Raw genomic sequence first — 23,507 nt, 5'->3', positions numbered from 1 at the left:
TCAGCTAACACTGTTAGTCTGTTTATGCAAGTAAGGTCAGAGGCCGGTCAGGCTGCCACGTTCGATGTCTTGATTGCAGTTGCCGCAGACAATGCGTGTCACCAGTTTCTGCCCGCATTTATGCATCAGAATCTCGGGCGGACCCTCAGGGCCGGAAAGCCAGCGGGCACCCCAGTTGACCAGTTCGACCACCAGCGGGAACAGGTCCAGCCCCTTGGGCGTCAACCGGTATTCCATGCGTACGGGTTGGGTCTGATAGGGGCGCTGTTCAAGAATGCCCAGCGTCACCAGACGGGCCAGACGTTCGGACAGGATATTGGTGGCTATGCCCAGCCGTTGCTGGAACTCGCCAAACCGGCGACAGCCCAGAAAAGAGGCGGCGATGGTATGGGCGATCCAGCGGTCACCCAACACATCGATCGTGCGCTCGATCATGGTGTGCGCGGTATTGGGATTGTCCACCACCGAGCGGCGCTGGGCGCGGGCTTTCAGTGGCGGTTCCAGCCCCGCGCCCGGACCGGGGATGGAATGGGTCTCGCGTGCGATGACTTCCTCGTCACAGTGCGCACAGCGGCACTGGGGCACCAGCACATGGCCGTCGGTATGGGTCAGGTTCAACACCCTGACCTTGGCATCGGGATACCAGTTCCGTTCCCAGCGGATGATCATCATGGCCGCGCGGAAAAGGTCCTGTCCCATTTCGGTCAGGCGATACTCATCGCGCGGGGGGCGGGCGTTGTAGCGGTGGCGGGCCAGTACCCCAGCCGTTTCCAGCCGGCGCAGCCGTTCGGTCAGCAGGCTGCGGGCAATACCGATACGGGACTGGAATTCCTCGAAACGGGAGACACCCGTAATCGCCTGACCGAGGATCATCAGCACCCAGCGATCACCCAGTACATTCAGGGCGCGGCCCGCAGAGTTGGCGGGCAGATAGCGTGACTTGTCGGCGGTCGTATCAGGCAGGGTGGCGCTCATGGTCGGACAGTCCCCATGCCCGCAGGGTGTGTCAATCAGGATTGCGGGCTGGCCGGTGTACGCGGCCAAAAAAAGACCCCGCCACAGGGGCGGGGCCACAGGTTTGCGCAAGAGGCGGCGCTAGGACTTGAGCTTGATCTTCTTTTCGATCTTGGCCGCGGCTTTCTCGGCTTTCTTGCGGCGCTCGAAGACCTTGCGCATGTATTTGAGGTCGCTGTCCGAGAGGATTTTCTCGGCGGCGACGAACTGCTCCTGTTCCTCTTCGCCGACGTGGTGGAGATATTCCTCCTTCAGCGCGGCAAAGCGGCGGAGCCAGCCCGGGTTGGCATAGTCGCGCGCGGCAAGGTCCGCCATCAGCTTGTCCAGCTCCTTGTGCTCGGCCACGGCGTGGCGGGCATCGTCCGTGGTGGACGGATCACGCAGGACCGTAGACCACAGGGCCTGATCCTCGGCATTGGCGTGGGACTGGACCTCTTTGACGAACTCCTCGAACAGCATCTTGCGCTGTTCGGGATTGCTGCTGGTGGTTTCCTCGATCATGGCGATCAGGGCACGGTGCTTGTCGTGGTCCTCGACCAGACGGCCGAACACATCGGGATTGCCTCGGAACTTGGTCTTGGGCGTCGAGCCGATGCGCACGGCCAGTTCGGGCGCGAAGGATTTGGCCTCTGCAATAGCGGAGGCCTTGGCCTTCTTCGGATCCTTCTTGGTCGGTTGGTCAGCCTTGGTCTTGGCTGCCGCTGGGGTTTGGGTTGCCATGTTTGCGTCTCCTTACGGCAGGTCGCGGACTTTGGGCTCGCGCGCCCAGTGACGGACGGGTCCTACGCCGACCATTTCCTCCCACGGCACCACGCCTTGGTCTTTTTCGACATTGGCCTTGTCGAGCAGGATCTGCGTGCCCTTGCAGTGGCCGATGGTCTTGCAGTGGGCATAGGCGTCGGCGAACCACTGGATGGCGGCGGCGTTCTTCGTCAGCTTTTCGGCGGCGTCCGGCATGATGATCGAGGCGATGGCGTCGAACACGACCGACGGCGCGCCTTCCAGCTTTTCATCGGCTTTCAGCGTGCCGCCCTTGACCGGAATGCCGCCGACCTTGGGCGCGACCAGTTTGACGGTGCCGCCCGCCTTTTCGATGTCGCCCTTCAGCTTCTCGATGCCGGCCTTGTCCGAGCCTTCGGCGAACAGGATGCCAACGGTGCGGCCCTTGAAGGTCTTCTTGGCCTGCTTCTGGATCGACAGGGCGTCCGACGGCTTCATATCCACCGGCTCCTTGGCGACCTTGGCCTTGGCGGGCAGGTCCATGGCCAGACCGTCAGCGATGCGCTTGGCCATGTCTTCGTCGATGTTACGCAGGCGCGACAGCACACGCTCGCGGACGTGTTCGAGGTTTACCTTCGACAGCTCGAAGACAATGGCGTCACGGATGTGGGCCTGTTCGTTCTCGGTCTGCGAACGATAGAAGAGGCGGGCCTGCGAATAGTGGTCCGCAAAGGTTTCCGCACGCACGCGCAGCAGTTCGCTGCCGTCGTTGCGCTCGCCGTTCTCGCGGAACGAGGTGAAGCCGGTTTCGGGGCAGGCGCGGGGACCTGCGTCCTCGCCCGCTTCGTTCAGGCTGTTCGGCTCATAGTTGGCGCGGCCCGTGGGGATCAGCGTCTGCATCAGCCCGTCACGCTGGAAGTTGTGGAACGGGCATTTCGGCGCATTGATCGGGATCTTGTGGAAGTTGGTCGTGCCGAGGCGCGACTTCTGCGTGTCCAGATAGGAGAACAGGCGGCCCTGCAGCAGCGGGTCGTTGGTGAAGTCGATGCCAGGAAGGATGTTGGAGGGCAGGAAGGCAGCCTGTTCGGTCTCGGCGAAGAAGTTGTCGACGTTCCGGTTCAGCGTCATGCGGCCGATGATCTGGACCGGAATCTCTTCCTCGGGGATCAGCTTGGTGGCGTCGAGGACGTCATAGGGCTGTTTGGCGGCCCATGCCTCGTCAAACACCTGAATGCCGAAATCCCATTCGGGGAAGTCACCCGCATCGATGGCTTCGAACAGGTCGCGGCGGTGGAAGTCGGGATCGGCACCGGCGATCTTGACCGCTTCGTCCCAGGTGGTGCTTTCAATGCCCAGCACCGGCTTCCAGTGGAATTTCACGAACTTGCCTTCGCCCTTTTCATTGACGAAGCGGAAGGTGTGGACGCCGAAACCCTCGATGTGGCGCAGGGTGCGCGGTATGCCACGGTCCGACATGGCCCACATGATCATGTGCATGGTCTCGGGCATCAGGGAGACGAAATCCCAGAAGGTGTCATGCGCCGAGGCGGCCTGCGGATAGCCGCGGTCGGCCTCCATCTTCACCGAATGGACGAGGTCGGGGAACTTCATCGCGTCCTGGATGAAGAAGACGGGGATGTTGTTGCCCACGAGGTCCCAGTTGCCTTCGTCGGTGTAGAGCTTCACCGCAAAGCCGCGCACGTCGCGCGGCGTGTCGATGGATCCCGCGCCGCCCGCGACGGTCGAGAAGCGCACGAAGACGGGGCATTCATTGCCTTCCTTTTGAAACAGACCGGCTTTGGTCAGTTCCGGAATGGCCTTGGTCACCTTGAACACGCCATGCGCGCCCGAGCCGCGCGCGTGGACGATGCGCTCGGGGATGCGTTCGTGGTCGAAGTGGAAAATTTTCTCGCGCAGGACAAAGTCCTCAAGCAGCGTCGGGCCGCGGGCACCTGCGCGAAGGCTGTTCTGGTTGTCGGAGATGCGGTGACCGAAATTGTCGGTCAAATGCGCCACGCCATCCTTGTGGTCGCCATCATTCTTGATGTGCTGCTGGGTCTCGCCAGCGTTGCCGGTATCGGTCTTGAACTCGCCCTTGCCTGTGCCAGGCGAGTGATGGTTCAGGCTATTGTCCAGACTGGGGGAAGTCTTGGAGGATTTCATTATCGCTATCTCCATCCGCTTTAGACCGGCGCAGCAGTCTGCAAACGCCCATCGAGTGCTTTAAAAACCCAGCGCTGGAAAACGGGTTCCTCTGTGTTTTCTGCGAGTTATTCGCAAATTGCTGTTTCTGACATTTTTGCTCGCTGAATCATGCGGATGTCGCCTGTGTCAGAACCTGAACTGTTTGTGATGGTTGGCGTGTCTGCGCAAAGCGCACTAACACTGTGGCCATAGGGTCGCTGGGAGCGTCGGGTATGAAACGCTGTTGGATTGCAGGTGCGGCTTTACTCGCGCTGTCGGGATGCGGAGCGTCGGGAAATAACGCCTGGGATTTCCTTCGCGGCCATATCTCTGCGCGCTCAACAGTTCTGGAAAACTGGCAGCCATCTGATGACGCCGTCGCACGCGGGGCGATGCAGTTTGCATTCGGCGATTTCGGCGGACTGAACTCCGATGCGATGAACACGGTGGCCCTGCCGTGGAAGCTGACGTCGGCGGCCTTGGTGATGCATCTGTCGCCGGATGATCAATCGCTCGATGCTCTTCAGCGGATCATGCAGGGCTATGGCTTTTTCTATCCGCAGACCATAGCCAACTGGCCCGAGGGTGCCGGGCCCGCGCCGGTGCCGGAAGCGGCTATGGGTCTGGTTTTGGGCACAGGCACCCGCTCGATCCCGCAGATCGAGATACAGATCGCCAGCACGGGATGTGCCGCCTGTCATGCCGCACCGACCTATGACGCGCAGGGCAGGCCGCAGACCGGGCGTTTGTGGCTGGGGGCCCCCAATCCGTCGCTCGATCTGGAAACCTACACCCAGGATATTTATCGCGCCCTGGTTGCGGCGACACGGGACAGCGATGCCTTGATGGCGTCCACGCGGCGCCTGTATCCTGAAATGACGGCTGGGGAAGAAAAGACCCTGCGTGACTTCGTGCTGCCTCGGGTCAGGGAACGTCTGGCCGAAATTGGCAGTGCCGGGACGGGGCCTCTGCCGTTCAGCAATGGCCATGCGGGCGTGACCAATGGCGTGGCGGCACTGAAGCTGCAGCATGGTCTTCTGGCGGATCAGAGCGATGTCTATGCGCGTGAGCGGGGCTTTACCTCCGTGCCCCATCTGGCTGACCGAGGCTTCCGCTCCATGTTGCTGTGGGACGGGGCCTATGCGCCGACCGGCCACGACGATCGCGAGCGGGCGCTGACAACAGCCGACATTACCGATGGCCATCTCGGTGATCTGGCGGGGATCACGGCCTATTTCACCGTGCCGACGATGGGCATGAGCGACCGTGCAGCCGTGCGGGCGATCCCGACCGTACGCGAAGCGTTTGCCTTTGTCGCTACGGTCAGGCCCCAGCCCTTCCCGGGTCAAATCGACATGGAGCGTGCAGGTCGCGGGGGCGCATTGTTTTCAGCCAAATGCTCATCCTGCCACGGGACCTATCAGGAAACGCCACAGGGCCCGCGCCTGAGCCGTTTTCCCAATGTGCTCAAGACAGTCGGCACGGACAGCGCCCGCGCCGAGGCTATGGATCAGCAGCTTGTGGACAGCGTGAACCGTAGACCCATCGCTCGCCATATCCATGCCGAGGCCACGGGCCGGTATGCGCCGCCGCCGCTGACGGGCATCTGGCAAAGCGCGCCCTATCTGCACAATGGCTCGGTGCCGTCGCTGGCGGCTTTGCTGGGGCTGGAAGAACGCCCGGCGATCTTCCAGACGGGCGGCCATGCCATGAATCTGGACAAGGTCGGGGTGGATTACCCTGCGGGATATCAACCCTACAGCCGCCCGTCGCAGGTCGATACCCGCCAGCGCGGCATGGGTAATGGCGGCCATACACGTATGTTCGACGGTCTGAGTATCGAGGAACGTCGCGACCTTCTGGAGTACCTCAAACGGCTCTAGGGCAGGATCAGTTCGTCGACCGGAAGGCGGGCGGGAGAGGGCAGTTTGACCGCGTCCACCATGCCTGCCCGCAGGACTGTGACCAGACGCTGGTGTGGCGCTAGGTTCAAACGGTGGCCCATTTCTGCCGCTGCCTGCGCGTCGTCCCCCAAAATGGTCAGGGGGGCGGCGGACAGACCCCTTGCGGTCAGTTCCAGCCAAAGGCGGTGCCAGTCGCGACCAGTCTGGAAGGGATCGGCATCACGGTCCTGGACAAAGGCCACAAGTGCGCTGGCCGAGCGGGTTACGCCCGCCTCTGCCGTGAGCATGCCCGCCAGTTGCAGCCGGTCGAATATCTCGAACACCGGATGGGAAAGCACGACACCCGCCGCGACAGCCAGCGGTGCCGACATTCCCATTGCCTGCGCATTCAGTCCGTCACGGCTCCAGTTGCGGTCTGCCTTGGTCAGTCGCATCCAGGAAGCAAGCTCCTGTCGGTAGGGGCGGTTACGGAAGGCCCGCAGGGTTGCCTGATCCGTCAGTAGGGCGATCTGCCTGATATGGGCGTCGTCGGTGATCAGGCGGGTATCGGGGTGTGACCATGTCTCCAACGCCTTGAGGGCCGAGGCTTCAAGCGCTTTGTCGAACGCGCCACGATATGTGCGGCGACGGGTCAGGAACGGCACCAGAGGATCAGGTGCGCAGGCCCCGGTAACCGTCATGCGGGCGACCTCTCCGGGCGCGGCCGTCGCAACGGATAGGGCGATACCACGGGCACTGGCCGCAATGACCATACCCTCGGCAGCGGCACCGTGGCTGGCCTGTGCATCGCGCCGGGTCGGGTCACCGACGGGCAGGCTGCGCACGGGGGACTGCACCAGCGCGATGGTCTGCGCATCCACCAGACGCCACAGCGTCGGCTGGATGTTGTGCACATTGGGTGACAGCACCGCCTCGGCCACCAGTTCGCGGAACAGTTCGGGCGTCATGCGATGCCCTTGTGGAACAGGTGGGTGCGATGCAGGCGACGTGCGCCCAACCGCTCCATCTGGCGCAGCGAGGCCTTGTTCACATCGGCTATCCAGGTGACCCCGCACGTCCGGTATCCACCCTTCCTCAGGGCCGAAGCAACACGGTGCAGCATGGCGGCGTTGACGCCCTTGCCCTGATGTTCGGGCATGACCGAATAAAGGATGATGACGGCGCGTTTGGCCGTGAACAGACCGCGCAGCCACGACCAGAGCATACGGATGCCATACCGCGCGCCGGCATGCTTCACGAAAGGATTAAGGTCGGGAATACAGATGACTACGCCCGCTGGTTCATCTTTATGATGAATGATGGCGGCCAATGACGGGTCCATGACCCACATCATTTCGCCGGCCTGGAACCGGAACTCCTCGGTGGTCAGGGGGACGAACATCGGGTTCCGGTCAAACCCGCCGTTCAGGCACAGGCGGCCTTCCTCCATGCGGATCTTGAAATCCTTGCGGGTGATGGGGGCAAAGGTCCAGTCCGGCGACGACAGGATTTCCCGCGCCCCGCTGTTCAACAGTGTGTCGGGATCGACGGTGTCAGGCGTGAACTCCCACGTCGACATGGGAAATCGGGCTGCAAAACCCAGTCGCTGCAGATGGGCGGACAGGTGCGGCGGGTGCCACATCATGTCGGTGGTGGGGGCGTGTTCAAACCCTTCGGTCACCATGCCGACCATCTGCATGGCCGTCAGGTTGAAGGGGCCGACGATCTCGCTATCGCCGTGGCGTCGGGCAAAGTCGGTGATGGCCGCGAACAGCAGGTCGATGGCCTCCGCATCGTCCGCCGCGTCGAAATAGCCGAAGCAGGTCCGCGCCCAGCCGTGGCGTTCATTCGACTGCAGGTGGCGGTGGGCGGTCGCGCGGGCCACGGGCCTGCCGTCGCGTTTGACGACATAGAACTCCAGCGCGCCGCCGGACTTCAGCATCGGGTTCTGCTTGGGGTCGAGATACTTTTTCAGGTCCGACCGCATGGGCGAGACATAGGGGCTGTCGGACGGATAGACCTCGAACGGGACGCGGAAGAAGGCGTTGAAATCACCCTTTACCAGCTCAAGGGTCATGCGGCCTCTCCGGTACTGCGTGCGGCCAAAAGGGTGGCTGTCTTCTGGAACAGGGCCATGGCCCGCTCGTCCTCGTCCAACAGGGCCGATCCGCCCAGTGCGACAAGCCCGATCCGCAGCGGCTGGTGAGAGATCAGGATGGCGTGCGTCGAGTTGTGCCGCAGCAGCAGGTCACGCAGCTGTTCGCGGGCATCGGCCAGCGGATGCTCGGCCCAAAGGCTGGACAGGTGGACCACGGGGCGGCCCTCGAACGCGGCGGGCAGCAGGGCGGGGTCGTAATCGGTCAGGTCGTTGCCCTGGGCGAGGATCAGCCCTTCCAGCGGCGCGACGCGGGACACATCGGCGATAAAGGCGCTCAGAGATGCGGTGTCCGCGTTGGCCAGCGTATGGTCGAACAGGCGGCGCTGTTGGTCATTGCCGCCCGAGCGCAGGCGCAGCAGCACCGACAGGGCCAGCAGGGCGGCCACGGTCACCGCCAGCACCGAGCCTGCCTCCAGGCAGCTTTGCGGGCGGTTGAGCAGCATCAGCGCGCCCGCCAGCAGGATGGCCGTCGCGAAGGTGAGCGACAGCTCCTTGATCGTGTCCAGCCACCCCTTGGGCGCATTGGCTCCGGCAGCGGCGGCATAGGCCAGGCCCAGCAGACCCAGTGCGGACAGGCCGACGGGCAGGCCGATACGGAAATCCGTCAGCGCCAGCAGGCCCGTCGCCAAAAGGGCGCGGGCATAGGCGTTGAGGGTAGAGTTCTCCATCGGCGACAGGCTGTCACGGCGGCGGAATACGATCAGGCCCAGAACCAGCAGCAGGGCGCACGGCACATAGATCGCCAGATTGAACGCCCGCTCTATCCCGCTTCCGGCCAGAAGGGCGGCGAGGATGCCGAGGATGGTCCCGCCGCCGATGACGATCTTCATCCAGAGCGGTGAATGCCGCCGCAGCAGGATTTCCGCGAGGATCAGCGCCGCCGTTGGCAGGGCGCAGGCCAGCACCAGCGTTAGGGCCGCGAAGGCATCGATGCCCGTGGCCATGCTGAGCGCGCGGCAGAGATAGAACAGGCCCGACAGTCCGAACACGAGCAGCAGCACGTTCTGGACGGTCGAGCGGCGGCGACGTCGCCACAGGACGAGCGCCACGGCCAATGCGCCGATCGCCCCGAACCCGTCCACGAGCATGCGCGTGGTTTCTGCCAGCGACAGATCCATCATCCGGCCAGAAGCCTTTGCATGAAGCGGCGCACGATGACGGCCTTCAAAGCGCCAATGGGGGCGGGCAGGGGGCGCTCGCATTTCGCGTCACGGGTGTTCATGAACCAGCCACGGCAGTCGGTCTTTGTCCTGCGCCCCATCAAAAGGGCCAGTGCCTCGCCCGCCATCAGGCATCCGGCGGTGGTGACCATGGGGGCGAAGCTCATGCGCTTGCGCTTTCCGGCGGCCATTTCGGCGGCGGCAGTCAGGTCCACATGGGAATGGCTGGACGAGTGGGTCATCACCCATTCCAGCTCCTTCATGAAACAGGCGGCGGCCTGTTCCTCGGTGATGGCCTTCCAGTCCGTGCCCTTGATCGGATAGCCGAGGCGTTCCTCGGGGCGGGGATCGGAAGGGCGCACCACAATGGCCGAGGGCAGGGGCGAGGCATAGGCGTCGATCACCGTCGCGCCATGCTGCTTGGCCTTGCGGTACAGTTGGGCGGTGGCGGGAATGTCGTCACAGCCGTTGATGATGACGCTGTATTCCGCGCACAGTTCGTCCAGCTTTTCGGTCCATTCCGCCCCCAGAACCGTCAGTTCCAGATCGGGATTGATGCGTTTCAGCCCCTCTGCCGTCACCTCGGCCTTGGGGCGATCCACGGTGTCAGTGAACGCGAAGAGTTGGCGGTTAAGGTTTGAAATCTCGAAGCTATCGAGATCGGCGATGGCGATCTTGCCTACGCCCGCCCGCACCAGCATCTGGACCGCCGCACCGCCCATGCCGCCCACGCCTGCGACAAAGACCCCGCCGTCTTTCAGGCGCTGTTGCTCGGCCTCGGTGATGAAGCCGATGTTGCGGGTGGTCATCTCGGAATAGAAATCGGTCATTTGCTCATCTTTGCGGGGCGCAGCACGCCCCATGCGCGGTCGGGCGACAGCCAGTGGATCAGGGGCAGGACCGCCATGCGCGCCCCCATCAGAAGGACGAGGCCCGTCAGCCCCATGGCGGTGGTCGGAGGGGCGACCTTTCGCAGATATTGGCCGGCTGCCGCCATGTCGATGCGACCGATCTGGATCAGGTCGTCGCCCCGGTCATAGTCCAGCTGTTGCTGGCAAAAATCGTTGTATTTCTGTTTTCTATGCGGCGTTGCTTGTTCAAAGGTTTTCTTCAGCGCGTCGCTGCCACCGGTATAGGCATTGGTGATGACGAAGCGGGCCTCGTCGAAACCGGCCTCTTTACCGACGCCAAAGGCCGCGCGGTGGCGGGCCATGATCTGGCGGCCCAGTGACAGGTGGTCGAAGCTGCGGCGCGCATCGGGGCGGGGCGAGGGAAAAACGTCGGAGAATGTCTCCGCCACCATGCCCGCGACAGCCGGTACCTGTGTAACGTTGGAAATCCACATCGGGCGGCCCTGACCCGTCAGGAACATCAGCACGCAGGTCAGGCCATAGAGGGTGGCCGACAGGCCGCGCCCGCGTGCCGTCGGGTCCACCATGACAAGGCCAAGGTGCATCACCTGCGTCGGGCGGTTGGCCAGTTCCACATCCAGAAGCGACAGCACGTTGAAGGCCACCGGACGGCGCGGACCTTTAGAATTTTCAGACTGATAGACGACAGTGATGACGCAGTTGTTCAACCGCTCGGCATCGCCACCCAGCACACCGTATTCCAGATCCTCGCCCTTCAGGGTCAGGCTGGCGATGGCGCGCATGTCGTTGACAAAGGCGCGCCTCTGATCCGCCGATAGGGTGAGGCCGGGGCGCTCGACGATGCGCGTCCACATATTGCGACCGGATCGCCACGTCAGATTGATCATCGGGTCCGGCGACTCCCCCGCCAAAAACTGGCCTCAAGGGTGCCCTTGGGGGCAGGGGCAGGTCAAGTTCCGGCGGGTAAGGTGCTTTACCCAGCGCCCAAGAAGAACGGCAGGTCGCGGTCGGCTCTCTGGATTGTCTGGAAGGGCACTGTACGCCTGCGGATTTGGATACGGCCAAAAAAATAGGGGCACGGCCCTTTCGGATCGTGCCCCCTTGATGGGATCTGTCAGACAGAACCTTAGAAGCGGTATTGGATCCCGGCTTGCAGACCGTGGGCGGTTTCGCCGCGGATCGTCTGGCCTTGATACTCGACCGACAGGTTTACATTCTCCGACCTGGTGGAGCTGCGCAGGCCGATGTTCCAGTCCAGGGCATGGCGGCCCAGACGGCGCGAGGCGGCGTCGAACGGCAGTTCCGGTGCCAGTACGAAGTTGTTGACCGAGATGGCCTCGCGTTCGAGGAAATCACGCTGCCAGACGACACGGGCGTAAGGGGTTACGCGCCAGTCACCCTGAACGATTTCCTTCTTCACCTGCAGGCCAAGGCCCGCACGCAGGCTTTCGACATCGTCCAGTTCACCAGCCAGAGCTGCAGGCGAGTTGCCCTTGTCCTTGAAGCTGGTGCCCGAGATGTTGATGTAATCAACAACCGGAGCCAGCAGGGTCAGGGTGGCATTGTTCTTGGTGTTCAGATCAAAGCCGTGCTCGAAACGCGCGAACAGGGCGTCGCTGTCGTATTCAGCCTGATTGAGACCTTCCAGACCTTCGATGTCGCTGATCGTGCGACGGGTATCGCTCTTGAGCTGGGTGTACCCCAACTGACCCGAGACATAGCCACGGCTGTACTCGCTATCACCGTAAAGTGCCGCAGTCAGAGCTTCGATCTTGCCATTGAAGCTGTTGATCGGACGGGTGTTTGCATTCAACTGGCCGTAGCCGACAGCCAGGCCAAGGCGGGTATTGTCCGACAGCTGGCGCGACGCGCCCATAAGGGCCCCGTATCCGTTATACTCCAGCGCATCGATGGACTCATAGGCCTTCAGCTTGCCGGTACGGCCAAAGGCTGTGGCCCATAGGGTGGTCGGACGCGACATGTCATAGGGGCTTCGTTCGGCCTTGACCGCTTCCTGCGCCGTAGTGCCGCCGATGACGGCGCCGCCTATGCCGATGCGCCCTTCATTGTTGAGCAGATCGGAGGCCGTGCTGGCGATTGCCGCATGACCGAGGCCCGTAGCATGGCCCGGATCACGGGTTGCGCTGAAGAGGGCGTCCGAGAAGCTGTCAATGAAGCTGCGGCCAACGAGACGCAGCGACGAGTGACCGTCACCGCGCACCACACCGGCTTCACGGCGGGCAATATCGCGGTCGGCAAACTGAAGGTGACCCAGAAGCGGGCCAAGCTTGGTGTTGGCATCATACGAGGCCGTGCGCAGGGCTACACCCAGTTCGTTTCCCGAGCGCGAGTTGCCGAAAAGATCGACGTCCTCGAAGGCCGGATTGGCCTCCAGCCAGATGGCTTCACCCGTTTGGCGGACGTTGAAGGTCAGCAGCGAGTTGTTGCGTGGGTGGAAGACAGCATCCGCCTTCGTCAGGTCGACGGTATAGCCCGGATCGCCCGGACGTACGGCGGTGGTGAACTTGCCATTCACGAACGGCGATACAGGCGCGGCGGCGGTCAGTCCCCGTTCAGTGACGGTGTTGCACCAGAGGCCGACATATTGGCCGCCCTCGCGTGCGCAGGGGGCGACAGGGCGCTTGATAGCGGAGGCGTCGATAATGCCGCTCACCAGCGGGACGACGTGGCCGCCCGCGTAGAAGCCGCTCTGGATGTCCAGCGCCAAAGCCGCACCCTGAGATACGTTCAACTGCGCCTTGTTGTGGTTGGCGACCAGATTGTAGTCACCCGCCAACCGATCCTCTTCAAGGAGGAAGTAACGGGCCTGCTCCAGCCGGAGGGGGGATGTGGTCGTGGTGTTCGATACTCTGAACGCCAGCGCCCCACCTTCCTCGATCGTCAGGATGCGTCCCTTGCCGATCCTGACATCCTCGTTGCGGGTATTCGCATAGAAGCCCTGCGGCGCGATGGGGGCCAGATCATAGGGGCGCATCACGATATCTTCGGCCAAAAGGGTGCCGCCATTCTGAATGACGGTGGTCGCACCCAGGGTGCCCCGTCCACCCAGCACACCGCCATCGCTGACCAGCGTCTGGCTGCCGATGCTCGCGCCGTTCATGCGGATGATGCCGCCGTTTCTGGCTGCGATCAGATCAGCAAGATTGATGCGTCCATTGGTTCCGAGGTTCAGTTCACCACCATCGACCACAACGTACTGCGCAGCAGCGGTCGTATCGAGGTTCCACCTGCCACCGGGCGTGACGAAAACCTGGCTGTAGCGGTCATTGAAATCGAAGCCGAAGGCATGGTGATTTCCAAGGGATTGGGTGTCTTCGTCGTATCTTACGCCCTTGTCCCAGTTGTTGGCGACGTTCCCGTTGTGCTCGCCGGTGATGACAAGGCGGTCGTTGATGGTCACGTACTGATCGGAAGACGCCATGGCGTCCGATTTCATCGTGACGTCCGGATAGGAGGTGCACCCACCGGTTTCGGTCTGGTTTGACGTCGGGCAGAATCGGGTCGGGATCGCTGCCTTTTTAGGATCGAAATAGCGCAGGAAGCCTGACTGCTGGGTCAGTTCGTAGTGTGCTTGGATGATACGGTCTTTAGCGCGCTCGAATGCGACGGGGCCCAGCATTTCGCGGTAGTAGTCGATGTAGATTTCCTGCTGGGGGTAGGGCAGCGGACGTCCGCCAAAGGCGGTACCGTGAATGCCGAGGACTGTCCCGTCCCAGAGGCCGAACGAAGGGATGTCGTAATCGGTATAGTAACGGTTTACGCCGCCGACGAACGCATCGGCGCAAGCCGAGAAGCATCCGCCATCCAGCACGGTGTCCAGGCCGAACTCGCGAATGACCCGGCCCATTCCGACGCCACCCGATGCTGCGCCACCGGGAGAATTCCGGAATACAACGCGGTCAACCTGAATGCCGTTGGCTCTTGCCGCGGTTAGAATCTGGCGAAGTACGGCCGGATCCCTGCCGGTAACGTCGCCTGTGTAATAGAGGGTATTGCCGTTGAAATGCCATTGGCTGGCCAAAGCTTCGGACCCAAAGGCCCCAATGGCTGCAATCGAGACAGTGGTTGCGAGGGCCAAACGTCTTAAAGCGCTGCTTTTCTTTTTAACGATAAGCTTAAAAATACTATTGTTGAGCATTGTTTCTACCGTCGGGCGTTAAAGACGGCTAACAGTGTAACAACGATATGTCGTTGCAAGCTGAGCATTTATAATGATTAATATTTGTCAGAAAATAGTCAGAAATGTGATCAATTAAACACGAATTTTCTGTGTTCTCGCTGATAACTTAACATACTAACGATAACATTATTTTACTATCTGACATTATACTTAGCTATATTACAGAGTTGTGTCGCTAGCGGATTGTGCCGCTACGCTTGCACACGGCGAACCGGTGCATGGGCAAGAATTCAGGTCGCGTCTGTAGGTGAATCGAACGCCGTTCACTTTCGTATCGGCGGCACGTGGATGAAAGGGTTGGGGCAGCTGTCGTCAAAGTCGCCCCAACGCTTCATGGTCTGCTTTAAGCCGAGGGCAGCAGATCGCCTGCGAACGGACGGTAGCGGCCTTCGCGCACGCCCTTGGTGGCGCGGGCGATGTCGGGGGCGAAGTAGTGGTCGCTGGTGTAGGGGGCGGCGGCTTCGCGCACGATGGCGTAGGCCTGTTCCAGTTCGGGTGAACTGGTCAGCGGGCGGTGGAAGTCGATGCCTTGGGCGGCGGCCAGCAGCTCGATGCCGACGACGTTGGCGGTGTTCTCGGCCATGTCCAGCAGGCGGCGCGCGCCGTGGGTGGCCATGGAGACATGGTCCTCCTGATTGGCGCTGGTCGGCACGGTGTCGATGACGCAGGGATGGGCCATCATGCGGTTTTCCGCCACCAGAGCCGCCGCCGTCACCTGTGCGATCATGAAGCCGGAGTTCAGGCCGCTTTCCTTCACGAGGAAGGCGGGCAAGTCGCTCATCTTCGGATCGACGAGGATGGAGGTGCGGCGCTCGCTGATATTGCCGATCTCGCACAGGACCATGGCGATCTGGTCGGCGGCATAGGCCACCGGCTCGGCGTGGAAATTCCCGCCGGAGATCACATCGCCGTCCTCGATGAACACCAAGGGGTTGTCGGTGACGGCATTGGCCTCGCGTTCCAGCATGGCGGCGGCGTTACGCAGCACGTCCAGTGTCGCGCCCATCACCTGCGGCTGGCAGCGCAAGGAATAGGGGTCCTGCACCTTGGAACAGTCGTGGCGGTGGCTTTCGCGGATGGCGCTGCCCGACAGGATTTCGCGCAGGCGCTTGGCCACGTCGATCTGGCCCGGCTGACCGCGTAAGGAATGGATGCGGTGATCAAACGGCGCGTCGGAGCCTTTGAGCGCATCGACCGACAGCCCGCCCGCAGCGATGGCGGCAGCGAACACATCCTCGGTCGCGAACAGACCCGCGAGGGCCAGCGCCGTCGAGCATTGGGTGCCGTTCAGAAGGGCCAAGCCTTCCTTGGGGCCAAGCACGATCGGCTCAAGTCCCGCTTTCGACAGGGCGCTGACGGCATGCATCACCTGTCCCTGATAGCGGGCCTCGCCAACGCCTATCAGGACGCTGGACATGTGCGCCAACGGAGCCAGATCACCCGAGGCACCGACCGAGCCCTTGGACGGGATCAGCGGCAGTACACCCGCGTTGACCATGCCGATCAGGGTTTCCAGCGTCCGTCGGCGGATGCCCGATGCGCCCTTGGACAGGCTTGCGATTTTCAGCACCATCAACAGACGGGTGATGTCTTCGCTCAGCGCTTCGCCCACGCCGCAGGCATGGCTGAGGACGAGGTTCTGTTGCAGGGTCTCAAGGTCGTCGGCGGCGATGGAGGTGTTGGCCAGCAGGCCGAACCCCGTATTGATGCCGTAAACCGTGCGGCCTTCCTTCAGGATGGCCTCGACCGTCGCGGCACCTTTCTCGACATTGGCCCATGCGGCATCCGTCAGGGACACGCGGACCGGACCGGCCATAGCGGCGCGCAGTTGCGACAGGGTGAGGGGCGCGGCTCCGATTTCGATTGCGGTGGTCATGGTCTTAGAGGTCCAGCGAAGGCAGGTTCAGGCCGTTGGCGCGCGCGGCGTCCTTGGCGATGTCGTATCCGGCGTCGGCGTGGCGCATGACGCCCGTGGCGGGGTCGTTCCACAGCACGCGCTCAAGGCGCTTGGCGGCCTCGTCGGTACCGTCGGCCACGATGACCACGCCCGAGTGCTGGGAATAGCCCATGCCGACCCCGCCGCCGTGGTGCAGCGAAACCCATGAGGCACCCGACGCCGTATTCAAAAGCGCGTTCAGCAGCGGCCAGTCGGATACGGCGTCCGAGCCGTCCATCATGGCCTCTGTCTCGCGGTTGGGGCTGGCGACGGAGCCGGAATCCAGATGGTCGCGGCCGATGACGATGGGCGCGGACAGTTCGCCCGATTTCACCATCTCATTGAACATCAGCCCCGCGCGGTGGCGGTCGCCCAGACCGATCCAGCAGATGCGGGCCGGAAGCCCCTGGAAGGCGATGCGCTCGCCCGCCATATCCAGCCAGCGGTGCAGGCCCGCATTGTCGGGGAACAGCTTTTTCATCGCCTCGTCCGTCTTGCGGATGTCCTCCGGATCACCCGACAGGGCGGCCCAGCGGAACGGGCCGATGCCGCGACAGAACAGCGGGCGGATATAGGCGGGCACAAAGCCGGGGAAGTCGAAGGCGTTCTTCACGCCCTCGTCAAAGGCGACCTGACGGATGTTGTTGCCATAGTCGGTGACGGGGATGCCCATCTTCTGGAAGTCGAGCATGGCCTGAACGTGTTTGGCCATGGAGGGGCGCGATGCCGCCTCGACCTCAGCGGGGGCGGTGACGCGCTTTTCTTCCCACTCGGCCAAGGTCCAGCCCGAAGGCAGATAGCCGTTGACCGGATCATGGGCGCTGGTCTGGTCGGTCACCAGATCGGGGCGGATGCCGCGTTTGACCATTTCCGGCAGGATGTCGGCGGCATTGCCCAGCAGGCCGATGGAGGTCGGCTTTCCGTCTTTCAGCGACTGTTCCAGCAGGGCCATCGCTTCGTCCAGCGTTTCGGCCATGACGTCCAGATAGCGGGTGCGGATGCGGAATTCGATGCGGCTGCGCTGGCACTCCACGGCGATACAGGACGCGCCCGCCATGGTCGCGGCCAGTGGCTGGGCGCCGCCCATGCCGCCTAGGCCGGCGGTCAGGATCCACTTGCCCGACCAGTCCCCGCCATAGTGCTGGCGACCCGCTTCCATGAAGGTCTCATAGGTCCCCTGAACGATGCCCTGGGTGCCGATATAGATCCACGATCCGGCGGTCATCTGGCCGTACATGGCCAGACCCTTCTTATCCAGTTCGTTAAAGTGGTCCCACGTCGCCCATTTGGGCACGAGGTTGGAGTTGGCGATCAGCACGCGCGGGGCATCCGCATGGGTGCGGAACACGCCGACCGGCTTGCCCGACTGGACCAGCAGGGTTTCGTCTGCTTCGAGGCGCTGGAGCTGCTCGACGATGGTGTCAAAGGCCTGCCAGTTGCGGGCCGCCTTGCCGATTCCGCCGTAGACGACGAGGTCCTCGGGGCGCTCAGCCACCTCGGGGTCGAGGTTGTTCATCAGCATGCGCATGGCGGCCTCTGCGGCCCATGTCTTGGCGGTTTTCTCCGGCCCGCGAGGGCTGCGAATGACGCGGCTATTGGCGGTGGTCATCGATAACGCTCCATGCAACATCGCTGTTTGACGAGCAGAGTTCTGCACGGGTTTTTCATTATGTCTAGACATTATTATTTGATCGATGCAGGGTCGGCTCATGGATATTGAGCCGCTGCACAGACGTATCGCCGGTGACATCGAGCGCCGGATCGCCTCGGGCGAGTGGGAGCCGGGGTTCCGCATTCCGACCGAGGCCGAGCTGATGGCCGAATACGGCTGTGCGCGGATGACGGTGTCGCGGGCAATTACCGATCTGGCGGCGCGTTCGCTGGTCGTGCGCCGTCGCAGGGCGGGCACGGTGGTCGCCCATCCTCCGGTGCATTCCTCGGCACTGGTCGCCATTCCCGACATCCAGTCCGAGGTCGAGGGAAGGGGGCTGGAATACAGCCACACCCTGCTGGCGCGGATCGTGCGGCCTGCGACGGCGGGCGAGGATATGGGCAGCCGCGTGATCGAACTGGCGACCCTGCACCTGTCCGACGGGCTGCCCTTCGTGTTCGAGCGGCGTCTGATTTCTCTGGATGCCGCGCCCGATGCGGAAGCGGCGGACTTCGCGGCCCAGCCCCCCGGCGGATGGCTGCTTGCCAATATGCCGTGGACCGAGGCCGAGCACCGCATTTCCGCCGTCGCCGCCGACAGCGAGACGGCCAGCCATCTGGGCCTTGCCGACGGCACGACCTGTCTGCGGCTGGAGCGCCGGACTTGGCGCGACGGCCAAGGCGTGACCCGCGCCACCCAGATTTTCCCCGGCACGGCCTATGATCTGGTCGCGCGCTTTTCCCCCACGAAAGGATGACCGCCATGAGTGAACACTCCGAAGCCTTGGGTTGGCGTTCCGTCGGGGATTTGGTCGGGGATTATCCCTATGCGCGGGTGGCCTTGGTGGGGGCACCGCTAAACGAGCGGTCGCTGACGCCGGGGCGGTGCGATCTGGGACCAAAGGCGCTGAGGGGCGTTTTGCCGCGCCTTTCGACCTATGATGTCGAGACGGGTCTGGAGCTGGACATCCGCGTGCATGATGCGGGCGATGTGCCGTTGAAGGCCGTCTCTCCAGCCGATGCATTCGAGCCGGTGCGCGATGCGGTGAAGGAACACGCACATCGCGACCTGACCATCCTTGTCGGCGGCAATAATGCCATCACGCGTGCGGGTGTGCATGCACTGGGACTGGACCGCGTGGGCGTTCTCACGCTGGATGCCCATTTCGACCTGCGCGATACCGATCAGGGCCTGACTAACGGCAACCCCATTCAGGCCCTGCTGGATGACGGTATGGACGGGCACCGCATCAGTCAGGTGGGCTTGGCCCCCTTTGCCAACACCCGCCGCGCCCATGAAAAGGCCAAGGCGGCGGGCATCAGCGTGCGGACTGCCCGCGAGTGCCGCGAGCGGGGATTGGCCGCTGTGGTGGCCGAGGAGCTGGAGCGCCTGTCGGCCCTTTGCGAGGTCATCTATGTCGATTTCGACATCGACGTGATCGACCGCAGCCAGTGGCCCGCCTCTCCGGGGGCAAGGCCGGGGGGCGTGTCGGTGCATGAGTTTTTCGACGCAGCCCGCGTGGTCGGCGCGCATCCCAAGGTGCGCGTGGTGGACCTGACGGAATACGATCCATCCCTTGAGGTCGGTGATCTGGGCTCGCTGACGGCGGGGCGGTGGTTCTGCGAGATCCTGAGCGGAGTGTCGTCGCGATGATCGAAGCGGACCTTCTCATTACCGAATGCAGGCTGGCTACCATGACGGAGGGTGGCGCGCCCTATGGAGCCGTCGATGATGGCGCGATCCTGATCCGCGACGGGGTGATCGTCTGGATCGGGGCGAGGCAAGACCTGCCCGAACATACCGCCGTCCGCACGGACAGGCTGGAAGGTCGCTGGGTCACGCCCGGCCTGATCGACTGCCACACCCATCTGGTGTTCGGCGGCGACCGCTCGGGCGAGTTCGAGCAACGTCTGCAAGGCGTCAGCTATGAGGAGATCGCCCGCTCTGGTGGCGGTATCGTCTCATCCGTCCGTGCCACCCGTGAAGAGAGCGAGGATGAGCTTTTCGCCTCGGCCATGAAGCGGTTGCAGGGGCTGAAGGACACGGGCGTCACCACGGTGGAGATCAAGTCCGGCTATGGCTTGGACCGCGACAGCGAGCTGAAGATGCTGCGCGTCGCCCGCCGCATCGGGCGCGAAGGCGGGGTGCGGGTTCGCACCTCCTATCTGGGCCTGCACGCCTTGCCGCCCGAGCATAAGACCGACCGCGCCGCCTATGTGGATAAGGCTGTGGATGACATCCTGCCCGCCGCCCATGCCGAGGGTTTGGTCGATGCGGTGGATGCCTATTGCGAGCCGATTGCCTTTTCGGTCGATGAGGTCAGCCGTCTGTTCGACAGGGCGAAATCGCTGGGCCTTCCGGTAAAGCTACATGCGGACCAGTTGTCTGACAGTGACGGCGCGGCACTGGCGGCGCGATTTAACGCGCTGTCGGCGGACCATATCGAATATTCGAACGAAGAGGGTATCGCGGCGATGGCTACGGCCGGATCGGTCGGGGTTCTGCTGCCCGGCGCCTTCCTGATGCTGCGCGAGACGAAAGTACCGCCAGTTGACCTTATGCGCCGCTATGGCGTGCCGATGGCGTTGGCTACAGACTGCAACCCCGGCACCTCGCCTGTGGCGTCGATGACGGCGACGCTCAATCTGGCCTGCGTCCAGTTCCGCCTGACGCCAGAGGAGGCACTGACGGGAGCCACGCGTAATGCCGCGCGGGCTCTGGGCATGCAGGACGAAGTGGGAACGATTGAAGCGGGCAAACGCGCCGATCTGGCCGTCTGGGATATCCAGCGTCCGGCAGAGCTGAGCTATTGGCTGGGCGCACCCTTGCTCCACGCGGCCTATGTGGACGGCACACGTCGATAACCCGAAGGGGTGCCCGTAGGGCTGATATCTATTTTCAGGGAAGGTGATCGTGGCGGAGAGGGGGGGATTCGAACCCCCGGTACGCTTTCACGTACGCCGCATTTCGAGTGCGGTACATTCAACCACTCTGCCACCTCTCCGCGAGATCGTCAGGTCCCCGTAGGGGCCGGTTGAGGAGCGCTATGTAGCTAACGGGCCTTTGCCTTGCAAGCTGTTTTTTCAGAAAAATTCTGTTCTATTTCAACGCTGCCCCGGCAAGGTGAGGCCGGATGCAGACGCGCCGCCGATATCGGGACCGACATAGCGGAAAAGCTCGGCCGGACGACCGCCCGTATCTGTCGCAAATCGGCCCGTTGCGGTCACCAGACCCGTACGTTCGACGCCGCGCCGGAAGTTCTGTTTGTGCAGTGACAGGCCCGAAACCGCCTCTGCCGCTGACTGCAGATTCGACAGGGTGAATTCGTCTTCCATCAGGTCGAACAGCACGGGGCGATATTTCAGCTTGCTGCGCAGACGGCCAAGACCCGTGGCGGCAATGCGCCGGTGGTCGGATGCCATCGGCAGGTCGGACAGCATGGCCGGCCCCGATTCGCGGGGATTGTCGCGGTGTGATTCCTCGACCAGTCCGGCTTCATAAAGAAGCTCGTATCGCTCCAGGACGCGCTCTTCGTTCCAGCGCGTATCTTCTGACAGTGCGAATAGGGTGTTGATGCGGGACAGGCGGCGGGAATCGTTTCCGGCCCACAGACGCAATCCATCGGTCAGGGCGGGCAGGGATGCCGGCGGGCCTTTGCGCCAGTCTTCCCAGGGAAATATCTGGAAAAGCGGGGTCCAGGACGCATCCTGACCGGACTGGCCCGTAAACGAAGGTGAGCTGTCGGGCGTCAGGGTCAGGTATCCGACGGAGACTTCGCGGGCACCTTGGGGGCCGCTGGACGCCCGCGGCGAGGCGCGGCCAATGTCCCCGAAGGTATAGAGCTGCTCGACGAAACCCAGCTGGAAGCCCGTTTGCTGGGTCACGAAGTCACGCAGCGCCAGCTCGAATGTTCTGTCCTTGACCGGGTCGAAGGGACCGAAGGGAAGGGCCGGTGCACCATCGGGCGCATGGGTCGTCAGAACCACAGCTTCGCGCTGGTGCAGGGATATGATGACGGCAGACAGCCCGATACGGACGCCGATGTGCGTCTCGCTGTGCGGGGGGATGTGGGCGTCGCCGTCGGTCATCCATGTCCTCGTGGCGGTCGGATCAGGCCTTGGTGATGAGTCCTGTAGCTTCGGCCAGTTCCCTGTAGCGGTCTACATACGCTTTTTGCGCTTCGAACGCAGGCATGGGCTCAAGCGTAATCGAATATCCGGCAGGCGGGGCGCCGAAAATCTGCACCGACTCGCGCTTGTTGAAGCCTGCCAATTGGGTGGCTTCAAAGAAGGCGCAGGCCTTGTCGGCTTTTTTGATCAGCGCCTTGATGGTCTGCGGTGTCTTGGGTGGCAGCTGGAAGCGGACGTGAATGGCCGCCTCGAGTCGGGCCTCGAAATCCTTGTAGGACGAGCCGAGCGCCGATTTGAACGGCGAGATCATATCCCCGATCACATATTCCGAGGCGTCATGCAGCAAGGCTGCCATCTGCCATTTGGGCTCCAGCCCCGGACGGATCACACGGCACAACTCCTCGACGATCAGCGAGTGCTGGGCGACCGAAAAAGCATGCTCGCCAATGGTCTGGCCGTTCCAGCGTGCCACGCGGGCCAGGCCGTGGGCGATGTCCTCGATCTCGATATCGAAGGGCGAGGGGTCCAGCAGATCCAGTCGGCGACCGGACAGCATGCGCTGCCACGCCCGTGGGGGCTTGGGGGTGCGGGGCTTTTTCGGAAGCGGTGCCAGTTCGTCTTCGTCGCGGAGTGCCAAGGGGATCGTCCTGCTCATGGGCTGGTCAGGTGAACCACCAAGGCGGCGCTTTCAAGGGCGACGGAGGTAAAACCTTGGGATTAATCGCCGACGTTGAGCAGTACCAGCTCGCGAACGGAGTCGACGATAGTCCCTTCATCGCGGTCGCGGGTGCGGAAGGTCGCAACCACCATAGGGCCGCCGCCGGGGCCGCGAGCCTCATAGCCCACCACACGCCAGCCCTCTGCATCGGGCTTGGACATAGCGTGGATCATGGTGGCGCGGATCGCCTGACGGCTGTTGGATTTAACCGTCGCGCCGTTTCCATCGGCCGTAATGGTGGCACCGTTGCTGATGATCGAGCTGCCTTCATCGTCGGCCTTGATGACCAGTCCGCCGATACGGATGTTGGCTTTGTTGCCATCCGCTTCGATACGCATACCGGGCAGGCTGATGTTGGCGCGGTCGCCTTCGGCTTTGACGCTGAGGCCCGGCAGGCGCACATCGGCGGTTTCCTCGCCTGCGCCCTCGCCGGTTTTCGCAGTGGCGGTCACATGGGCACCGTCAACCGAAGGGACCAACTGGGTCTGGAAGTCTTTCAGAATGTGCTCTGAAGATTGGCCATCCAATGCCACCAGATGCAGTTTGACTTCAGACCCGCGCGGACCGGTATAGGTGCAGGTTTTGCCGTCAACGCTGGCCGAGCCGATGCGGGTCAATACACCTTGATCGGACGGGCACTGAAGCGTGCTGATGACCTTGAGGCCCTTGGAGGAAGTGCCGCTGTCGGAATCGGAATGGATTTCGACACTACGGCCTACGCGCACACCCTCGTTAGAGTCGCATGCGCCCAAGGCAAGCAGAGCGGCAAGTGGCAGTATCAGCTTGTACATATCCAACTCCTAGACGTGCCAGTTGAGCATCAAGCGCCGGCAAGACCAGTGAATTCGCAGTAATGCGATGACGTAGCCGTAATCTCGGG

At 62.9% G+C, this 23,507-nt stretch carries 18 protein-coding genes and 1 tRNA gene; 4 read left to right on the top strand and 15 right to left on the bottom strand.

Annotated elements, in window-relative coordinates:
• Positions 1–36 precede the first annotated feature (36 nt).
• From B3H86_RS03145 to B3H86_RS03135, 3 genes are all read right to left on the bottom strand, one after another.
• The gene (locus tag B3H86_RS03145) at positions 37–975 is read right to left on the bottom strand and encodes a winged helix-turn-helix transcriptional regulator (protein WP_292051121.1); all 939 of its coding nucleotides are present in this window, start codon (positions 973–975) and stop codon (positions 37–39) included.
• Between the two features lie 120 nt (positions 976–1,095).
• Positions 1,096–1,734 (bottom strand): hemerythrin domain-containing protein, encoded by a 639-nt coding sequence (locus tag B3H86_RS03140; RefSeq protein ID WP_292051120.1) that lies wholly within the window; start codon positions 1,732–1,734, stop codon positions 1,096–1,098.
• A gap of 12 nt (positions 1,735–1,746) precedes the next feature.
• Positions 1,747–3,897, bottom strand: a complete 2,151-nt coding sequence (locus tag B3H86_RS03135; protein ID WP_292051119.1) for a catalase — start codon at positions 3,895–3,897, stop codon at positions 1,747–1,749.
• A 413-nt stretch (positions 3,898–4,310) separates the two neighbouring features.
• Between B3H86_RS03135 and B3H86_RS03130 the strand changes: the two genes are divergently transcribed.
• Positions 4,311–5,801: a hypothetical protein gene (locus B3H86_RS03130; protein ID WP_292051118.1), complete on the top strand. Its 1,491-nt coding sequence runs from the start codon at positions 4,311–4,313 to the stop codon at positions 5,799–5,801.
• Here the strand turns inward: B3H86_RS03130 and B3H86_RS03125 are convergent.
• The 8 genes from B3H86_RS03125 to hutU all read right to left on the bottom strand — a co-directional run bounded on the left by B3H86_RS03125 (position 5,798) and on the right by hutU (position 17,737).
• Positions 5,798–6,769, bottom strand: a complete 972-nt coding sequence (locus tag B3H86_RS03125; protein WP_292051116.1) for a hypothetical protein — start codon at positions 6,767–6,769, stop codon at positions 5,798–5,800. The genes B3H86_RS03130 and B3H86_RS03125 overlap by 4 nt on opposite strands.
• Positions 6,766–7,878, bottom strand: coding sequence for a GNAT family N-acetyltransferase (locus B3H86_RS03120; RefSeq protein ID WP_292051115.1), 1,113 nt, complete (start codon positions 7,876–7,878; stop codon positions 6,766–6,768). Before B3H86_RS03120 ends, B3H86_RS03125 begins: the two co-directional genes overlap by 4 nt.
• Complete coding sequence (locus B3H86_RS03115; protein WP_292051114.1) at positions 7,875–9,080, bottom strand: hypothetical protein; 1,206 nt, start codon at positions 9,078–9,080, stop codon at positions 7,875–7,877. Before B3H86_RS03115 ends, B3H86_RS03120 begins: the two co-directional genes overlap by 4 nt.
• On the bottom strand, positions 9,077–9,949 hold the full coding sequence (locus B3H86_RS03110; protein WP_292051112.1) for a HesA/MoeB/ThiF family protein: 873 nt from the start codon (positions 9,947–9,949) through the stop codon (positions 9,077–9,079). Before B3H86_RS03110 ends, B3H86_RS03115 begins: the two co-directional genes overlap by 4 nt.
• On the bottom strand, positions 9,946–10,878 hold the full coding sequence (locus tag B3H86_RS03105; RefSeq protein ID WP_292051110.1) for a hypothetical protein: 933 nt from the start codon (positions 10,876–10,878) through the stop codon (positions 9,946–9,948). Before B3H86_RS03105 ends, B3H86_RS03110 begins: the two co-directional genes overlap by 4 nt.
• A gap of 239 nt (positions 10,879–11,117) precedes the next feature.
• Positions 11,118–14,090, bottom strand: coding sequence for an autotransporter domain-containing protein (locus tag B3H86_RS03100; protein WP_292051108.1), 2,973 nt, complete (start codon positions 14,088–14,090; stop codon positions 11,118–11,120).
• 445 nt (positions 14,091–14,535) lie between these two features.
• Complete coding sequence (gene hutH, locus B3H86_RS03095) at positions 14,536–16,068, bottom strand: histidine ammonia-lyase (RefSeq protein ID WP_292051107.1); 1,533 nt, start codon at positions 16,066–16,068, stop codon at positions 14,536–14,538.
• Positions 16,069–16,072: 4 nt separating this feature from the next.
• Entirely contained in the window at positions 16,073–17,737 is a 1,665-nt protein-coding gene (gene hutU / locus B3H86_RS03090; RefSeq protein WP_292051106.1) for a urocanate hydratase, read from the bottom strand.
• A 100-nt stretch (positions 17,738–17,837) separates the two neighbouring features.
• On the opposite strand from hutU, the gene B3H86_RS03085 reads away from it, so the two are divergent.
• The 3 genes from B3H86_RS03085 to hutI are packed head-to-tail and all read left to right on the top strand — an operon-like array spanning position 17,838 to position 20,643.
• Positions 17,838–18,536, top strand: coding sequence for a UTRA domain-containing protein (locus B3H86_RS03085; protein ID WP_292051105.1), 699 nt, complete (start codon positions 17,838–17,840; stop codon positions 18,534–18,536).
• Positions 18,537–18,541: 5 nt separating this feature from the next.
• Positions 18,542–19,432, top strand: a complete 891-nt coding sequence (locus tag B3H86_RS03080; protein WP_292051104.1) for an agmatinase family protein — start codon at positions 18,542–18,544, stop codon at positions 19,430–19,432.
• The gene (gene hutI / locus B3H86_RS03075) at positions 19,432–20,643 is read left to right on the top strand and encodes an imidazolonepropionase (protein ID WP_409450222.1); all 1,212 of its coding nucleotides are present in this window, start codon (positions 19,432–19,434) and stop codon (positions 20,641–20,643) included. Before B3H86_RS03080 ends, hutI begins: the two co-directional genes overlap by 1 nt.
• Before the next feature lie 50 nt (positions 20,644–20,693).
• On the opposite strand, the gene B3H86_RS03070 is transcribed toward hutI, so the two are convergent.
• The 4 genes from B3H86_RS03070 to B3H86_RS03055 form a co-directional block, all read right to left on the bottom strand.
• Positions 20,694–20,783, bottom strand: a tRNA-Ser gene (locus B3H86_RS03070).
• A gap of 100 nt (positions 20,784–20,883) precedes the next feature.
• Positions 20,884–21,867, bottom strand: a complete 984-nt coding sequence (locus B3H86_RS03065; RefSeq protein ID WP_292051101.1) for an NUDIX hydrolase — start codon at positions 21,865–21,867, stop codon at positions 20,884–20,886.
• A gap of 22 nt (positions 21,868–21,889) precedes the next feature.
• On the bottom strand, positions 21,890–22,465 hold the full coding sequence (locus tag B3H86_RS03060; protein WP_292051180.1) for an HD family hydrolase: 576 nt from the start codon (positions 22,463–22,465) through the stop codon (positions 21,890–21,892).
• A 161-nt stretch (positions 22,466–22,626) separates the two neighbouring features.
• A complete protein-coding gene (locus B3H86_RS03055) occupies positions 22,627–23,418 on the bottom strand; it encodes a methyltransferase type 11 (protein ID WP_292051100.1) in 792 nt (263 codons plus the stop codon).
• Between the last annotated feature and the right edge of the window lie 89 nt (positions 23,419–23,507).

This window comes from Brevundimonas sp. UBA5866, from assembly GCF_002432125.1.
GTDB lineage: Bacteria > Pseudomonadota > Alphaproteobacteria > Caulobacterales > Caulobacteraceae > Brevundimonas.
Note: the sequence above shows the minus strand (reverse complement) of the source record. Positions and strands in the feature narration are given on the sequence as shown.

Excerpts from the sequence above, each read along its gene's own strand:
- B3H86_RS03145 (WP_292051121.1), bottom strand. The coding sequence starts at position 975 with ATGAGCGCCACCCTGCCTGATACGACCGCCGACAAGTCACGCTATCTG.
- B3H86_RS03140 (WP_292051120.1), bottom strand. The coding sequence starts at position 1,734 with ATGGCAACCCAAACCCCAGCGGCAGCCAAGACCAAGGCTGACCAACCG.
- B3H86_RS03135 (WP_292051119.1), bottom strand. The coding sequence starts at position 3,897 with ATGAAATCCTCCAAGACTTCCCCCAGTCTGGACAATAGCCTGAACCAT.
- B3H86_RS03130 (WP_292051118.1), top strand. The coding sequence starts at position 4,311 with ATGCAGTTTGCATTCGGCGATTTCGGCGGACTGAACTCCGATGCGATG.
- B3H86_RS03125 (WP_292051116.1), bottom strand. The coding sequence starts at position 6,769 with ATGACGCCCGAACTGTTCCGCGAACTGGTGGCCGAGGCGGTGCTGTCA.
- B3H86_RS03120 (WP_292051115.1), bottom strand. The coding sequence starts at position 7,878 with ATGACCCTTGAGCTGGTAAAGGGTGATTTCAACGCCTTCTTCCGCGTC.
- B3H86_RS03115 (WP_292051114.1), bottom strand. The coding sequence starts at position 9,080 with ATGATGGATCTGTCGCTGGCAGAAACCACGCGCATGCTCGTGGACGGG.
- B3H86_RS03110 (WP_292051112.1), bottom strand. The coding sequence starts at position 9,949 with ATGACCGATTTCTATTCCGAGATGACCACCCGCAACATCGGCTTCATC.
- B3H86_RS03105 (WP_292051110.1), bottom strand. The coding sequence starts at position 10,878 with ATGATCAATCTGACGTGGCGATCCGGTCGCAATATGTGGACGCGCATC.
- hutH (WP_292051107.1), bottom strand. The coding sequence starts at position 16,068 with ATGACCACCGCAATCGAAATCGGAGCCGCGCCCCTCACCCTGTCGCAA.
- hutU (WP_292051106.1), bottom strand. The coding sequence starts at position 17,737 with ATGACCACCGCCAATAGCCGCGTCATTCGCAGCCCTCGCGGGCCGGAG.
- B3H86_RS03085 (WP_292051105.1), top strand. The coding sequence starts at position 17,838 with ATGGATATTGAGCCGCTGCACAGACGTATCGCCGGTGACATCGAGCGC.
- B3H86_RS03080 (WP_292051104.1), top strand. The coding sequence starts at position 18,542 with ATGAGTGAACACTCCGAAGCCTTGGGTTGGCGTTCCGTCGGGGATTTG.
- B3H86_RS03065 (WP_292051101.1), bottom strand. The coding sequence starts at position 21,867 with ATGACCGACGGCGACGCCCACATCCCCCCGCACAGCGAGACGCACATC.
- B3H86_RS03060 (WP_292051180.1), bottom strand. The coding sequence starts at position 22,465 with ATGCTGTCCGGTCGCCGACTGGATCTGCTGGACCCCTCGCCCTTCGAT.
- B3H86_RS03055 (WP_292051100.1), bottom strand. The coding sequence starts at position 23,418 with ATGTACAAGCTGATACTGCCACTTGCCGCTCTGCTTGCCTTGGGCGCA.